Annotated in this window: 15 protein-coding genes; 10 read left to right on the forward strand and 5 right to left on the reverse strand. The window is 67.5% G+C overall.

Going from position 1 to position 13,932, the window contains the following annotated elements; genetic code table 11:
• Nucleotides 1–12 precede the first annotated feature (12 nt).
• Complete coding sequence (locus BLV60_RS19615; protein WP_093056948.1) at nucleotides 13–657, reverse strand: COG4648 family protein; 645 nt, start codon at nucleotides 655–657, stop codon at nucleotides 13–15.
• 4 nt (nucleotides 658–661) lie between these two features.
• Entirely contained in the window at nucleotides 662–973 is a 312-nt protein-coding gene (locus BLV60_RS19620; protein WP_093056949.1) for a phosphopantetheine-binding protein, read from the reverse strand.
• A gap of 100 nt (nucleotides 974–1,073) precedes the next feature.
• Between BLV60_RS19620 and BLV60_RS19625 the strand changes: the two genes are divergently transcribed.
• Nucleotides 1,074–2,591 (forward strand): helicase HerA-like domain-containing protein, encoded by a 1,518-nt coding sequence (locus tag BLV60_RS19625; RefSeq protein WP_093056950.1) that lies wholly within the window; start codon nucleotides 1,074–1,076, stop codon nucleotides 2,589–2,591.
• Between the two features lie 30 nt (nucleotides 2,592–2,621).
• Here BLV60_RS19625 and BLV60_RS19630 read toward each other — a convergent pair whose 3' ends face one another.
• The 3 genes from BLV60_RS19630 to BLV60_RS19640 form a co-directional block, all read right to left on the reverse strand.
• Nucleotides 2,622–3,263, reverse strand: coding sequence for an NrsF family protein (locus BLV60_RS19630; protein ID WP_093056951.1), 642 nt, complete (start codon nucleotides 3,261–3,263; stop codon nucleotides 2,622–2,624).
• The gene (locus BLV60_RS19635) at nucleotides 3,260–3,850 is read right to left on the reverse strand and encodes a sigma-70 family RNA polymerase sigma factor (RefSeq protein WP_093056952.1); all 591 of its coding nucleotides are present in this window, start codon (nucleotides 3,848–3,850) and stop codon (nucleotides 3,260–3,262) included. Before BLV60_RS19635 ends, BLV60_RS19630 begins: the two co-directional genes overlap by 4 nt.
• Before the next feature lie 80 nt (nucleotides 3,851–3,930).
• The gene (locus BLV60_RS19640; protein ID WP_143042606.1) at nucleotides 3,931–4,266 is read right to left on the reverse strand and encodes a hypothetical protein; all 336 of its coding nucleotides are present in this window, start codon (nucleotides 4,264–4,266) and stop codon (nucleotides 3,931–3,933) included.
• A gap of 155 nt (nucleotides 4,267–4,421) precedes the next feature.
• On the opposite strand from BLV60_RS19640, the gene BLV60_RS19645 reads away from it, so the two are divergent.
• From BLV60_RS19645 to BLV60_RS19685, 9 genes are all read left to right on the forward strand, one after another.
• Nucleotides 4,422–5,732, forward strand: a complete 1,311-nt coding sequence (locus tag BLV60_RS19645; protein ID WP_093056954.1) for a GTP cyclohydrolase II — start codon at nucleotides 4,422–4,424, stop codon at nucleotides 5,730–5,732.
• The gene (locus tag BLV60_RS19650; RefSeq protein WP_093056955.1) at nucleotides 5,729–7,135 is read left to right on the forward strand and encodes a URC4/urg3 family protein; all 1,407 of its coding nucleotides are present in this window, start codon (nucleotides 5,729–5,731) and stop codon (nucleotides 7,133–7,135) included. The genes BLV60_RS19645 and BLV60_RS19650 overlap by 4 nt, the downstream gene beginning before the upstream one ends.
• A 36-nt stretch (nucleotides 7,136–7,171) precedes the next feature.
• Complete coding sequence (upp, locus tag BLV60_RS19655; protein ID WP_007837874.1) at nucleotides 7,172–7,801, forward strand: uracil phosphoribosyltransferase; 630 nt, start codon at nucleotides 7,172–7,174, stop codon at nucleotides 7,799–7,801.
• Nucleotides 7,802–7,881: 80 nt separating this feature from the next.
• The gene (locus tag BLV60_RS19660; protein WP_093056956.1) at nucleotides 7,882–8,883 is read left to right on the forward strand and encodes a BMP family protein; all 1,002 of its coding nucleotides are present in this window, start codon (nucleotides 7,882–7,884) and stop codon (nucleotides 8,881–8,883) included.
• Nucleotides 8,884–8,891: 8 nt separating this feature from the next.
• On the forward strand, nucleotides 8,892–9,839 hold the full coding sequence (locus BLV60_RS19665) for a 5'-methylthioadenosine/S-adenosylhomocysteine nucleosidase (protein WP_093056957.1): 948 nt from the start codon (nucleotides 8,892–8,894) through the stop codon (nucleotides 9,837–9,839).
• Nucleotides 9,836–11,467, forward strand: a complete 1,632-nt coding sequence (locus BLV60_RS19670) for an ABC transporter ATP-binding protein (RefSeq protein ID WP_093056984.1) — start codon at nucleotides 9,836–9,838, stop codon at nucleotides 11,465–11,467. Before BLV60_RS19665 ends, BLV60_RS19670 begins: the two co-directional genes overlap by 4 nt.
• Nucleotides 11,467–12,531, forward strand: a complete 1,065-nt coding sequence (locus BLV60_RS19675; RefSeq protein WP_176928839.1) for an ABC transporter permease — start codon at nucleotides 11,467–11,469, stop codon at nucleotides 12,529–12,531. The genes BLV60_RS19670 and BLV60_RS19675 overlap by 1 nt, the downstream gene beginning before the upstream one ends.
• Nucleotides 12,528–13,451, forward strand: a complete 924-nt coding sequence (locus BLV60_RS19680) for an ABC transporter permease (protein ID WP_093056959.1) — start codon at nucleotides 12,528–12,530, stop codon at nucleotides 13,449–13,451. The genes BLV60_RS19675 and BLV60_RS19680 overlap by 4 nt, the downstream gene beginning before the upstream one ends.
• Nucleotides 13,451–13,918, forward strand: a complete 468-nt coding sequence (locus BLV60_RS19685; RefSeq protein ID WP_371127384.1) for a hypothetical protein — start codon at nucleotides 13,451–13,453, stop codon at nucleotides 13,916–13,918. Before BLV60_RS19680 ends, BLV60_RS19685 begins: the two co-directional genes overlap by 1 nt.
• Nucleotides 13,919–13,932 lie beyond the last annotated feature (14 nt).

Genomic DNA, 13,932 nt, shown 5'->3' on the forward strand with positions numbered 1-13,932 from the left:
GCGGCGCCTGTGTCATTGGCTGCCGGGGCTGGTGTCCACCGACGATGTGCCATAGAACGCGCGCACCGCATCCACGAGGCGCGTGCGTTCGAATTCGGGATGCAGCCGGTAGCGCACAAAGTGCTCGCCCACGAAGAGCAGCGTCACCATCACGGGCGACAGCACATTGGCGAACAGCGACCAGTCGGAGAACGGCCTTGTCAGGTAGATCAGGATCGACGCCAGCACCGTCAGCGCGAAGAAGCCGGTCCAGATGCGCGTGAGCTGCGTGGTGTAGGACAACATGTGCCCCTTGAGCGGGTGCACCCGCTGCGCGAACTGCGTGATCAGCGGCAGGCCCCGGCCGCGCAGCGTGGAGCCGAACCAGCCGCACAGCGCGGCGTTGATGGCCACGTGCTGCAGCACGTACAAGCGGTTGGGATCGCCTGCCTCACCCAGGAAGACGAGCGAGAAGCCGCCCACGCCCAGGACGGCCACGGCGGCAAGGCCCCAGCGACCGAACCAGCTGGCGGCAAGGCCCATGGCAGCGAGCCAGAGCGGCCCGAGCAACACCACGACCGCCCACGGTTCCGTGGCATGGAACAGCGTCATCCAGTGGGACAGGCCGGCATACGCCACGCCTGCCACCAGAAGGAGTGCTATTCGCCATCGCGACATGGGATCAGGAAGCCACGCGATGCTGGGCGACGTGGGTCGCGAGCGTACGCAGCGACTGGAAAATCTGCTGGTTGCGTTCGTCGTCAGAACGCAGCTGGAAACCATAGCGGCGCGAGACTTCGAGCGCTACTTCGAGGATGTCGATCGAGTCGAGTCCGAGGCCTTCGCCATAGAGCGGGTCGGTCGGCACGATGTCCTCGGGGGCCACTTCGAGGTTCAGCGCGTTCACGAGCAGCACGGCCAGCTCTTTTTCGATCGGCGACTGTTCGGAGGCATCGCCAGTGGCGGGAATGGGGGGCTGAGCAGTCGATGACAAAAAAACCTCCTAAAACTTTTTCCTGAACTACCGTGCGGGCCGTGGATTATAGGAGTGCCGCTTGATTAGACTGCCCGCTTCGATACGACCGGAGCGCCCCATGGCCGACCCACTTCTGATCGCACGGCACGACGCCATCGAGTGCAGCCTTCTCCCCAGCCTGGCCAATCGCCATGGCCTTATCACCGGCGCCACCGGCACCGGCAAGACAGTCACCCTGCAGACCATCGCCGAAAAGCTCTCCGCCATCGGCGTGCCGGTGTTCATGGCCGACGTCAAGGGCGACCTGACCGGTATCAGTCAAAAGGGTGCCATCGGCGGCAAGCTGGCTGCCACCCTCAAGGAACGGGGCATCGAGGTGCCCGAGCCCTCCGCCTGCCCCGTCACGGTGTGGGACGTGTTCGGCGAACAGGGCCACCCGGTGCGCGCCACCGTCTCCGACATGGGCCCGCTGCTGCTGGGCCGCATGCTCGACGTGAACGAAACACAGGCCGGCGTGCTGAACCTGGTGTTCAAGATCGCCGACGACAACGGCCTGCTGCTGCTCGACCTGAAAGACCTGCGCGCCATGCTGCAGTACGTGGGCGAAAACAGCAGCCAGTTCACCACCCAGTACGGCAACATCAGCGCCGCCAGCGTAGGCGCCATCCAGCGCGGCCTGTTGCAGATCGAAACCCAGGGCGGCGACAAGTTCTTCGGCGAGCCGATGCTCAACATCGCCGACTTCATGCAGACCGTGGGCGGCAAGGGGGTCGTCAACATCCTTGCGGCCGACAAGCTCATGAACTCGCCGCGCCTGTACGCCACCTTCCTGCTGTGGATGCTGTCCGAGCTGTTCGAGCAGCTGCCCGAAATCGGCGACCCCGAGCAGCCCAAGCTGGCCTTTTTCTTCGACGAGGCCCACCTGCTGTTCAACGAGGCGCCCAAGGCGTTGGTGGAACGCATCGAGCTGGTGGTGCGGCTGGTGCGCTCCAAGGGCGTGGGCGTGTATTTCGTTACGCAGAACCCGCTGGACATCCCTGACACGGTGCTGGCCCAGCTGGGCAATCGCGTGCAGCACGCGCTGCGCGCCTTCACGCCGCGCGACCAGAAGGCCGTGAAGGCGGCCGCCAGCACCATGCGCCAGAAGCCGGGCCTCGACATCGAGACCGCCATCACCGAACTCGCCGTTGGCGAGGCGCTGGTGAGCTTCCTCGACGAAAAGGGCCGCCCGAGCGTGACCGAGCGCGTGTTCGTGCTGCCGCCCGGCAGCCAGCTCGGCCCCATCACGCCCGACCAGCGCAAGGCACTGATCGCCGGCTCACTCGTCGCCGGTGTCTACGAGAAAACGGTAGACCGCGAATCGGCCTACGAAAAGCTCAAGGGCCGCGCCGACAGCGCACCCGACGCACCGGCAGCAACGCTGCCCGGCGGCAAGGATGCGGCGGAGGCCTCCGGCTCCGGCATGGGCGGCATGCTCAACGACATGCTCTTCGGCACCACCGGCCCGCGCGGCGCGAAGCACGACGGCCTGGTGCAGACCATGGCCAAGTCGGCGGTGCGCACCATGGGTACGTCTGTTGGCAAGGAAATCCTGCGCGGCGTGCTCGGCGGGATCTTCGGCTCGAAGAAGCGTTGACTTGACCGGCCCAGGGCCTCTGCCGGCGCGCTACCAGCGCAGCAGGCGTGGCCCGAGCACGGCACCAACCAGCACCGGCACAGCGATCCCGCTCACATACCAGACCGCAAGGAACGGCGCGGTCAGCTCCATGCAGTGCAGCGCGTAGACCGCCGCGCCAATGCCCCCGGCAAGCGCCCCTGCCGCAGCCCCGGCCAGCGCCGGCCGCGTGGGCGCCATTCCCTTGAGCGCCACCATCGTGGCCGCGAACACCGGCAGCGCCATCAGCCCGATGCTCAGTGCGCAGACGCGCCATGACTGCCCCATCAGCGAGGGCATGCGCTCCTCTGCCGGCACGGTGAACCAGGCGATCACCGCCAGCACCCACACCGCGAGCACGGGCAGCACCGCGCCCACCCAGGTGCGCCGCGGCTCGACGCCCGGCCGCGCAAGCCGCTCCACGGCCACGAAGCCAGCCGCTGCGATGCACAAGGGAAACAGCACCTTGACCCAGAACATCGGCCAGAACATGGCCTGCACGATGTCGCGCCGCATGCCGTACTCGCCGAACAGGATCAGGAGCGAGAACGGCAAACCCAGCAGCACCGCCAGCCAGATGCGTCGGCTGGCACGGCGGCGCGGCACGGCCACCTCGCCGCTCGCCAGCATCGCGACCAGATCGTCGGTCTTCATGCCGCACCTCCCCAGCTGTTGCCGAACCGGGCGGCCAGCGCCTTGAGCCCCCGGTGAATGCCGACCTTGACCGCCGACTCCGACATGCCTGTCAGACTCGCGGTCTCGGCAACCGACAGGCCTTCGATCTTCACGTGCACGATCGGCAGCCGCTGGCGCTCGGGCAGGGTTTCGAGCAGGCCGCCGAGGTCGCGCTTCGCATCGCTGGCCTCTTCGGCTGATTCGGCGAACACGGCCAGGTCGTCGTCCAGCGGATCATGCAGGTCTTCGCGGACCGACTTGGCGCGCAGCAGATCGATCATCTTGTAGCGCGCAATCGCATGCACCCAGGCCGTCAGCGGCTGGTCGCTCTGGTAGGTGTGGCGCTGGTTGTGCATGGCGAGCAGGCATTCCTGGACGAGGTCTTCCACTTCATCGGGCCAGCCAAAAAGGCGCTTGCCCAGAAAGGCGCGCAGGTGCGCGCTGAGTCGCTGCAGGAAGTCGCGGTAGGCCTTCGCGTCGCCGTCGAGGCCGCGAAGGAACAGGCTGCGCAGCGCCGCTTCCGCGTCGCTCGGGTTCGTCCTGCTGCCTACGGTGTTTCGTTCCATCGGGCTGGCTGGTTACAGCCTTGTCGAAAAAAGTTCCGGTGGATTGTGCCGCGAGCGGCGGCCGGCCCCGGACCGGAGCCTCAAGACACCCGCGCCGGCGTATCCACCACGAGGCCGACGGCCTCCTTCACGCACTGCTCGATGATCGGGCCGCTCTTGCTCCTGATCTTGTCCACGTCCTGCAGATCCGACACAGTGGCGTCCTTCATGACGCCATCGGCCGCGCAGGTGCACAGCTTGGTGAGCTCCTCCTGCGATTTGTTCCCGCGCGATCCGGCGCTCTTGACGCAGCTGTCGATGAAGCTCGTCCTGAAGTTGGTCTTGAAGGCGGAATCGAAGCCCTGCGAGAAGCCTTCGGTGGCCTTGTCGCAGGCAGACAGGCTCAAGGCGAGAAATACACAGAGAAGCGTGCGCATTGATTTCCTCCAGCAAAAGATGTTGTGGGTGCGGTCCGTCCACTCGCATTGTTGTTCAACATCCGCGGACCGCCGAAGCGCGCTGCAACCAAGGGCGCGCCCTCGCTTGCCAGCCGCACAAGTGATCGGTACATTGCATTTTTTGAGGGCTACCAATGTCTGCAGACAGCACAACGATCCCTTCCACCCCGGGCGGTGTCACGCCCCTCCCCCCACTTCATCCCTCGTCGTCGACCGGCCACATCCGGCTGACTTCGCATGCCGGCGGCTTCGGTGCGCTGCCCATTCACTGGGGCGCGGCCACTGCAACCGAGCGCGGACCGGTAGTCGGCACCACCACCAAGCGGGCGCATCGCAACGTGATCGGCACGCACAGCGGCTCCTACAGCGTGTACCGCGCGCTGGCAGTGGCGGCCGGGGCGCTCAAGCGCGAGCACAAGGCCGACCTCACCAACACCGCGCCCACCGACGTGATCGGGCCCTATCCGCAGTGGAGCGAGCCGGGGCGCATCGTGTCGCTGGACCCGTGGGGCGCGCTGGTGGCGGATGTGTTCTCCACCGAGCTGGCGGCGGGCTACGACATCCGCCCGACCATCGCGATCACCAAGGCGCATGTGATCCTGCCCGAGGTCATCGAGGCGCTGCAAAGCGGCCGCCTGAAGGCCGACGGCCATTTCCTCACCACCGGCGGCGCCGCGATGGTGACCAAGGCCGCCATCGAACCCGTGTGGTACCTGCCCGAGGTGGCGCGCCGCTTCGGCTGCTCCGAGACCGACCTGCGCCGCACGCTCTTCGAGGAAACCGGCGGCATGTACCCCGAGCTGGTCACGCGCTCCGACCTCGAAGTGTTCCTGCCGCCCATCGGCGGGCAAACGCTCTACATCTTCGGCAACCCGCGCGACCTGGCCAACCCCGAAGTCGAGCTCACCGCGCGCATCCACGACGAGTGCAACGGCTCGGACGTGTTCGGCTCCGACATCTGCACCTGCCGGCCCTACCTGACGCATGCCATCGAGGAGTGCATCCAGGGCGCGCAGCGCGGCGGCGTCGGCCTCATCGCCTATTCGCGCAAGGAAGGCCGCGCGCTCGGCGAAGTCACCAAGTTCCTGGTCTACAACGCGCGCAAGCGCCAGGTGGGCGGCGACACGGCCGACCAGTATTTCGCGCGCACCGAATGCGTGGCCGGCGTGCAGGACATGCGCTTCCAGGAGCTGATGCCCGACGTCTTCCACTGGCTGGGCATCAAGAAGATCCATCGGCTCGTGTCGATGAGCAACATGAAGTTCGACGCGATCACCGGCTCGGGCATCGAGATCGGCGAACGCGTGAACATTCCCGACGCGCTGATTCCGGCCGACGCCCGCGTCGAGATGGACGCCAAGATGGCCGCCGGCTATTTCACGCCCGGCCCGGTGCCGGACGCCGAGGAACTGAAGAAGGCCAAGGGCCGGGGATTGAGCGAATGAGCAACCGCAACAGCGACGACAAGAACATGCCAGTCGACGGCTCCGGCAGCCTGCCGCCGGGGGGCGCGGGCAAGGTCGATCCGTCCATCGAATTCACTGCCGACACCGCGCACCCGGCCGGCGCGGCCGGCCTGCTGCGCACCACCGCCGCCATCCGCCAGCGCGCGGGCGCCCTGCTGGCACGCGCGCGCCGAGGCGAATCGCAGTGGTTCCGCATCGGAAGCGACAACACGCTCGAAGACGCGGCGCGCACCGTCGCCGAGGTCACGCGCGAGCGCTATCCGTGGGACACCATCCCGTACCACAGCCGCTGGCGCCATTTCGAGGCCGGCGGCGTCAATCGCCTTGAAGAACTCGACGCATTGCTGGGCGAATGCGACGCCCGCCAGCGCGCCCGGGCCCACATCGACCTGGTGCTGGTGAGCGTGCTGCTCGACGCCGGCGCCGGCCCCGACTGGCACTACACCGAATCGGCCACCGGCGAGCGCTTCACGCGTTCCGAAGGGCTGGGCGTGGCGAGCTACCACGCGTTCATGAGCGGGCTTTTCTCGTCCGACCCAAACCATCCCTACCAGGCCGATGCGGCCGGCCTGCGCGGCCTGGTCACCGACCGGCTCGGCGACGCCTTCCAGGTCAGCGAGGTGAATCCGCTGGTCGGCCTGGCGGGCCGCACCACACTGCTGCGCCGGCTCGGCGAGGCCATGGGCGAGCAGCCCGAGACCTTCGGCGACGACGGCCGGCCCGGCGGCCTGTTCGACGCGCTGGTCGGCCCCTACGGCCCGGCCGCGCCGCCCACTGCGGAGATCACCGCGCACCAGATCCTCTCGCTGCTGCTCGAAACACTGTCGCGCATCTGGCCCTCGGCCAATGCCGTCGACAGCATCGCGGCCGACGGCAGCGACAGCGCAGGCGGCATCGGCTCCGGCGACCCGGCGCTGGCGCTGGGCGACTGCTGGCGCCACAGCGCGGTGCGCGGCCCCGGCCTCACCAACGGCTGGATGCCGTTTCACAAGCTCTCGCAGTGGCTCACGTATTCGCTGCTCGAACCCTTCGAATGGGCCGGCGTGAAGGTGCGCCACCTCGACGCGCTCACCGCCCTGCCCGAGTACCGCAATGGCGGCCTGCTGATCGACAGCGGGGTGATCGTGCCGAAGGACCCGGCCTTTCTCACCCGCCGCTGGAAGGCGAGCGACGAATTCATCGTCGAATGGCGCGCGCTCACCGTGGCGCTGCTCGACGAAGTGGCGCCGCGCGTGCGCAAGGTGCTCGACCGCACCGAGGAAGAGCTCCCGCTGGCCTGCGTGCTCGAAGGCGGCACCTGGGCCGCGGGCCGGGCGCTGGCACAACGCTTGCGTGACGGTGCTCCGCCTCTGCTGATCGAGAGCGACGGCACCGTCTTTTAGACTCCCGGGTTCAGCAGCAACGATAGAAAAAATCCAATGAGCAACGTCCACCTCGTCAACCACCCCCTCGTCCAGCACAAGCTCACGCTGATGCGCCGCAAGGATGCGTCCACCAACAGCTTCCGCCGGCTCCTCAACGAAATCAGCATGCTGATGGCCTACGAGGTCACGCGCGACATGCCGATGCAGGACATCGAGGTCGAAACCCCGCTCGAGACCATGCAGGCCAAGGTCATCGACGGCAAGAAGCTGGTGCTGGTATCCATTCTTCGCGCCGGCACCGGCATCCTGGACGGCATGCTGACAGTGGTGCCCGGCGCCCGCGTCGGCCACATCGGCCTGTACCGCGACCCGAAGACGCTGACGGCCGTCGAGTACTACTTCAAGATGCCCGGCGAAATGGAGAACCGCGACGTGATCGTGGTCGACCCGATGCTGGCCACCGGCAACTCGGCCGTGGCCGCGGTCGAGCGCCTGAAGGAGCTCAACCCCAAGTCGATCAAGTTCGTCTGCCTGCTGACCTGCCCCGAAGGCGTGGCGACGATGCAGAAGGCCCACCCGGATGTGCCGATCTACACCGCCGCGATCGACCGCGAGTTGAACAGCCACGGCTACATCCTGCCGGGTCTGGGCGACGCAGGCGACCGCATCTTCGGCACCAAGTAACGCCCCGGCGTCCGATTGAAGGGCGCCGCGCTGCTCCCCGGCAGCGACAAGAAGATTTCCATACCTCGAGGAGAAGCACCGTGACAGCACGCCGCCAGTTGATCATCCGTTCCGTCGCCATTGCCGCAGCACTTGCGGCCGGCGCGCCCGGCCTTGCGCTCGCGCAGGCCAAGCTGAAGGTGGCGGCGGTGTACACCGTGCCGTTCGAGCAGCAATGGGTGGGTCGCATCCACAAGGCATTGAAAGCGGCCGAGGCTCGCGGCGAGATCGAATACAAGGCCACCGAGAACGTCAGCAACGCCGACTACGAACGCGTGATGCGCGAGTACGCCACGGCTGGCAACCAGCTGATCCTGGGCGAGGTGTTCGGCGTGGAAGCCGCGGCGCGCAAGGTCGCGAAAGACTTCCCGAAGGTCGCCTTCCTGATGGGCTCGTCGCTCAAGCCGCAGGCGCCCAACTTCAGCGTGTTCGACAACTACATCCAGGAGCCGGCCTACCTGAGCGGCATGGTGGCCGGCGGCATGACGAAGAGCAATCGCATCGGCATGGTCGGCGGCTTCCCGATTCCCGAGGTCAACCGGCTGATGAACGCGTTCATGGCCGGCGCGAAGGAAACGAATCCGAAGGTCGAGTTCAGCGTGAGCTTCATCAACAGCTGGTTCGACCCGCCGAAGGCCAAGGAAGCGGCCTTCGCCATGATCGACAAGGGCGCGGACGTGATGTACGCCGAGCGCTTCGGCGTCTCTGACGCGGCCAAGGAAAAAGGCAAGCTCGCCATCGGCAACGTGATCGACACGCAGAGCCAGTACCCAGACACGGTGGTCGCCTCGGCCCTGTGGAATTTCGAGCCCGCGGCCGACCGCGCGATCAAGCTCGTGAAGGAAGGCAAGTTCGCGGCCGAAGACTACGGCGTATACGCGCAGATGAAGCACAAGGGCTCCGAGCTGGCGCCACTGGGCACCTTCGAGAAGAAGGTGCCTGCCGACATCGTCGCCAAGGTGAAAGCCAAGCAGGCTGACATCCTCTCGGGCAAGTTCACGGTGAAGGTGGACGACGCGCAACCGAAGTCCACCGCAAAGTGAGCGCGCCGATGAAGATTCGCTGGGTTTCCCTTCTCGCGGCCGGCGTGCTGGCCCTTGGCCTCGCGGGCTGCGTCGGCGTCTACAAGGGCACCGGCGTCAGCATCAACAGCAGCACGCGCCTCGACGACACCCCGCGCATCGCGGTGCTCTCAGCCTTCGAGCCCGAGCTCAAGCTGTTGCTCACGCGCCTGCAAACCCCTGTGAAGCACAGCGTGAACGGCGTGGAGTTCACCACAGGCACGCTCGAAGGCAAGCCCGTGGTGCTGTTCCTGTCGGGCATCAGCATGACGAACGCGACGATGAACACGCAGCTCGTGCTCAATCGCTTCCGCGTGACGAACATCGTGTTCAGCGGCATCGCGGGTGGCGTGAATCCGTCTCTGCACGTCGGCGACGTCACGGTGCCGGCGCAATGGGGCCAGTACCTCGAAGTGCTGATGGCGCGCGAAACCGCGCCCGGCAAGTACGCCGCGCCACCCTTCATCACCGACGCCACGCTGCCCAACTTCGGCATGATGTTCCCGCGCCCGGTGGAGGTGCGCTCGGCCGCGCGTCCGGAGATCCAGCGCAAGTTCTGGTTCGAGGCCGATCCGAAGATGCTCGAGGTGGCACGCAGCATCCGCAACGTCGACCTGGCCAACTGCAGCGCCGGCAAGTGCCTGCCGCGCAAGCCGCAACTGGTGGTCGGTGGCAACGGTGTCTCTGGCCAGGCCTTCATGGACAACAAGGCCTACCGCGAATACACCTACAAGACCTTCCAGGCCAACGTGCTCGACATGGAAACCGCGGCCGTGGGCATGGTCGCCTACAGCAACGGCGTGCCGTACATCGCCTTCCGCTCGCTCAGCGACCTCGCGGGCGGTGGCGACGGCGAGAACGAGATGGGCACCTTCATGGGTATCGCGGCGGACAACTCCGCCAAGGTCATGCTGGCTTTCCTGGCTGCGTGGAAGTGACCCAGTCTTCTCTCCCTCCCACGGAGGGAGGAAGCGACGCCACCGTCCTGCGCCTCCAGGGCATCACCAAGCGCTTCGGCAGCCTCGTCGCCAACGACGCCATTTCCCTCGACCTGCAGGCCGGCGAAGTGCTGGCGCTGCTCGGCGAGAACGGCGCGGGCAAGTCGACGCTGATGTCGATTCTGTTCGGCCACTACGTCGCCGACGAAGGCAGCATCGAAGTCTTCGGCGCGCCGCTGCCGCCGGGCAACCCCAAGGCCGCGCTCGCGGCCGGCGTGGGCATGGTGCACCAGCACTTCACGCTGGCCGACAACCTCAGCGTGCTCGACAACGTGATGATGGGCACCGAGCCGCTGTGGCGGCCGGTGTCGCGCCGCGCGGCCGCACGCGCCCGGCTGCTCGACGTGGCCCAGCGCTTCGGGCTGCCGGTGCAGCCTGACGCGCAGATCGGCAATCTGTCGGTGGGCGAACGACAACGCGTGGAAATTCTCAAGGCGCTGTATCGCGGCGCGCGCATCCTGATCCTCGACGAGCCGACCGCCGTGCTGACGCCACAGGAAAGCGAGGCACTGTTCGCCACGCTCGCGCAGATGGTGGCACAGGGGCTGTCGGTGATCTTCATCAGCCACAAGCTCGGCGAGGTGCTGCGCGTGTCGCATCGCATCGCAGTGCTGCGCGGCGGCAAGCTCGTGGCAGAGGCGCGCACGGCCGATACCACGCAGGCACAGCTCGCGCTGTGGATGGTCGGGCATGCGGTCGATGCGCCGCAGCGGCGGCCAGCCAAGTCGGTGGGCGATGCCGTCTGCGTTCTCGACCACGTGAGCACAGCAACCGACAAGAACGGCGGGCAAGACCGGCTGCGCGAGGTGTCGCTGACGCTGCGCGCCGGCGAGATCACCGCCATCGCCGGTGTTTCCGGCAACGGGCAGGTGGCGCTGGCCGAGCTGCTGTGCGGCACGCGCCGCGCCACGTCTGGCACGGCTCAACTGATGGGCCGCGCCTTGCCGCCCTCGCCCGCCCGGCTGGTGCAGCGCGGTGTCGCGCGCATCCCGGAAGACCGGCATGCCGTCGGCGTGGTCGGCGACCTGCCGGTGTGGGAGAACGCTGTGTCGGAGCGCCTGCGCAGCCCGGTGTTCTCGCGCTGGTCGTGGATCGTGAAGCGCGCGGCCGCCCGCCTGCACGCGCGGCGCATCGAAAAGGCATTCGACGTGCGCGGCGCCGGCCTGATGGCGCCGGCCCGTTCGCTCTCCGGCGGGAACATGCAGAAACTGATCCTGGGCCGCGCCCTGCTGGCGCCCGAGCAGCCCGAAATAGCCAAGGGCGACGAAAACAAGAAGTACCCGAACCGCGCGCCGCGCCTGATCGTCGCGCACCAGCCGACCTGGGGCCTCGACATCGGCGCCGTGGCCTATGTGCAGCAGCAGCTGATTGCCGCGCGCGACGCTGGCGCGGCGGTGCTGGTGATTTCCGACGACCTCGACGAAGTGCTCGCGCTCGGCGACCGCGTGGCCGTGATGCATGGCGGCCATCTGGGCGAGGCACGCCCGGCCGCAGCCTGGACACGCGAAGCCATCGGGTTGGCCATGGCCGGCGCGACGGCTGCCCACGCCAAGGGAGCCACGCCATGATGCGGCTCGAACGGCGCCACGAAACCTCGCGCACGGCGCTGGTGCTTGCGCCCATCGGCGCGGTCGTCTTCACCATGGCAGTCAGCGCGCTGCTGGTGCTGTGGGCTGGTGCGCCGGTCGGCCGCACCTACGCGCTGCTGCTGCAGGGCGGCTTCGGCTCGGTGTTCGCATGGAGCGAGACGCTGACCCGCGCGATCCCGCTGATCCTCACCGGGCTGGCCGCCACGGTCGCCTTCAAGGCGCGGCTCTTCAACATCGGCGCCGAGGGCCAGCTCTACGCCGGCGCGCTGGCCGCCGTCGCCGTGGGCGGCATGCATGGCGGCACGGGCTTCGAGCTGTCGCCGTGGCTGCTGTTTCCGCTGATGATGCTGGCCGCCGCCGTGGCGGGTGCGCTGATGCTGCTGGGCCCGGCGCTGATGAAGAACAAGCTCGGCGTGGACGAAGTCGTCACCACGCTGCTGATCAACTTCATCGTGCTGCTGGGCGTGTCGGCGCTGCTCGACGGGCCGATGAAAGACCCCAGCGCCATGGGCTGGCCACAGAGCGTGTCGCTGCAGTCCGATCTCGAACTCGGCAAGCTCATCGCGCAGACGCGCGTGCACACCGGGCTTCTATGGGCCGTATTGCTCGCGGTGATGGTGTGGGCGGTCTTCAAGTACACGGTGCTGGGCTTCGACATCCGTGCCGTGGGTGCGAATGCGCGTGCCGCAGCCTTCGCTGGCGTGCCGGTGACGCGCACCGTGGTGATGGTGGCGCTGCTCTCGGGTGCGCTGGCCGGGCTGGCGGGCGCGATCGAGGTGGCGGGCCGCACGAGCTACGTCACACTCGACATGTCGCCGGGCTATGGCTACACGGGCATCGTGATTGCGATGCTGGCAGGGCTGCATCCGCTGGGCGTGATCGCGGCTGCCGTGTTCGTTGCGGGCGTGCTGGTCGGTGCCGACACCATGAGCCGCGCGGTCGGCGTGCCCACGTACATCGCCGACGTGATCGTTGCCGCATCGCTGATTGCGGTGCTGGTGGCGACATTGCTGACGCAATACCGGGTGCGGATGAAGAAATGACGGACTTCCTCGACATCCTCGCCAACCCCGCCTTCTGGGTCGCGGTGCTGCGCATCGCCACGCCGCTGATTCTGGGCACGCTCGGCGTGCTGCTGTGCGAGCGCGCGGGCGTGCTCAACCTCGGCATCGAAGGGATCATGGTCGCGGGCGCCTTCACCGGCTGGCTCGCGGTGTATGCGGGCGCGCCGCTGTGGGTGGGCGTGGGCGTGGCTGCTCTCACGGGCATGGTGTTCGGGCTGCTGCATGCCTTCCTGACCGTCGGGCTTGCGCTGTCGCAGCATGTGTCGGGGCTGGGCATCACGCTGCTTGCCACCGCGCTCAGCTACTTCGGCTACCGCGTGAGCTTTCCGAAAGTGAACACGCCGCCGACCATCACGCCGTTTGCACCGATGGACTGGCTGCCGGTGCCGATCCTGAATGCGCAGACCGCGCTCACGCTGTTCGCGCTGCTGCTGGTGCCCGTGGTGGGCTGGGTGCTGTACCGCACGCCGCTCGGCCTCGCGCTGCGCATGGTCGGCGAGAACCCGCAGGCGGCCGAGAGCCAGGGCGTGTCGGTCGCGGCAACGCGCACCGGCGCCATCGTCGCGGGCTCGGCGCTGATGGGCGTGGCGGGCTCGTTCCTCACGCTGTCGGCCTTCAATGCCTTCTTCTTCAACATGGTGAACGGCCGCGGCTGGATCTGCGTGGCGCTGGTGGTGTTCGCTTCGTGGCGGCCGGGCAAGGCGCTGCTGGGCGCGCTGCTGTTCGCCTTCTTCGATGCGCTGCAGCTACGGCTGCAGCAAGCCGGCGACGCCGTGCTGCCCTACCAGCTTTACCTGATGCTGCCCTACCTGCTGTCGATCCTGGCGCTGGTACTGGTGGCACGCAAGGCGAGCTATCCGCAGGCGCTGATGAAACCGTACCGCAAGGGGGAACGCTGATGATGACCACCCGGACCGCCACCGCCGCGCGAGGCGCCCTGCTCGCGGCGCTGCTGGCGCTGGGCGGCAACGGTGCTCATGCACTTGGCATGAACTACGGCTACGAGGCCTTCAGCACCGCCGATGCCGTGACCTGGGTGCAGATGTGCGGCACCTGGGGCAAGGACCACCAGGGCACCTACCGGGTGGTGCACGCCGAGCAGTACGCCCAGTCCTTCCTCTATGTGCAATGGATGACGCGCGACGCCAACGGCAGCCTGCGCGCCGAGCACACGGTGGCGATCGCCGAGCTCGACAACGACCATGCAGAAATCTCGCTGTCCGACCTCACCTGCCGCACCACGCCGCGCGGCATCGTGGTGACGGCCAAGGCCGACTCGGGGCACGACGAGAAGCTGCGCCGCGTGACCATCGAGGTCGGGCCTGCACCGGGGCAATACCGGTACCGGGCGCAGAACACGCGCTGAAGCGGCTCTCCGGC

The sequence above is a fragment of the Variovorax sp. YR634 genome, from assembly GCF_900106655.1.
Classification (GTDB): Bacteria; Pseudomonadota; Gammaproteobacteria; order Burkholderiales; family Burkholderiaceae_C; genus Variovorax.

What these genes read in the sequence shown, in the direction of transcription:
- BLV60_RS19615 (WP_093056948.1), bottom strand. Translation starts at nt 657, where the DNA reads ATGTCGCGATGGCGAATAGCACTCCTTCTGGTGGCAGGCGTGGCGTAT.
- BLV60_RS19625 (WP_093056950.1), top strand. Translation starts at nt 1,074, where the DNA reads ATGGCCGACCCACTTCTGATCGCACGGCACGACGCCATCGAGTGCAGC.
- BLV60_RS19630 (WP_093056951.1), bottom strand. Translation starts at nt 3,263, where the DNA reads ATGAAGACCGACGATCTGGTCGCGATGCTGGCGAGCGGCGAGGTGGCC.
- BLV60_RS19635 (WP_093056952.1), bottom strand. Translation starts at nt 3,850, where the DNA reads ATGGAACGAAACACCGTAGGCAGCAGGACGAACCCGAGCGACGCGGAA.
- BLV60_RS19640 (WP_143042606.1), bottom strand. Translation starts at nt 4,266, where the DNA reads ATGCGCACGCTTCTCTGTGTATTTCTCGCCTTGAGCCTGTCTGCCTGC.
- BLV60_RS19645 (WP_093056954.1), top strand. Translation starts at nt 4,422, where the DNA reads ATGTCTGCAGACAGCACAACGATCCCTTCCACCCCGGGCGGTGTCACG.
- BLV60_RS19650 (WP_093056955.1), top strand. Translation starts at nt 5,729, where the DNA reads ATGAGCAACCGCAACAGCGACGACAAGAACATGCCAGTCGACGGCTCC.
- upp (WP_007837874.1), top strand. Translation starts at nt 7,172, where the DNA reads ATGAGCAACGTCCACCTCGTCAACCACCCCCTCGTCCAGCACAAGCTC.
- BLV60_RS19665 (WP_093056957.1), top strand. Translation starts at nt 8,892, where the DNA reads ATGAAGATTCGCTGGGTTTCCCTTCTCGCGGCCGGCGTGCTGGCCCTT.
- BLV60_RS19675 (WP_176928839.1), top strand. Translation starts at nt 11,467, where the DNA reads ATGCGGCTCGAACGGCGCCACGAAACCTCGCGCACGGCGCTGGTGCTT.
- BLV60_RS19680 (WP_093056959.1), top strand. Translation starts at nt 12,528, where the DNA reads ATGACGGACTTCCTCGACATCCTCGCCAACCCCGCCTTCTGGGTCGCG.
- BLV60_RS19685 (WP_371127384.1), top strand. Translation starts at nt 13,451, where the DNA reads ATGATGACCACCCGGACCGCCACCGCCGCGCGAGGCGCCCTGCTCGCG.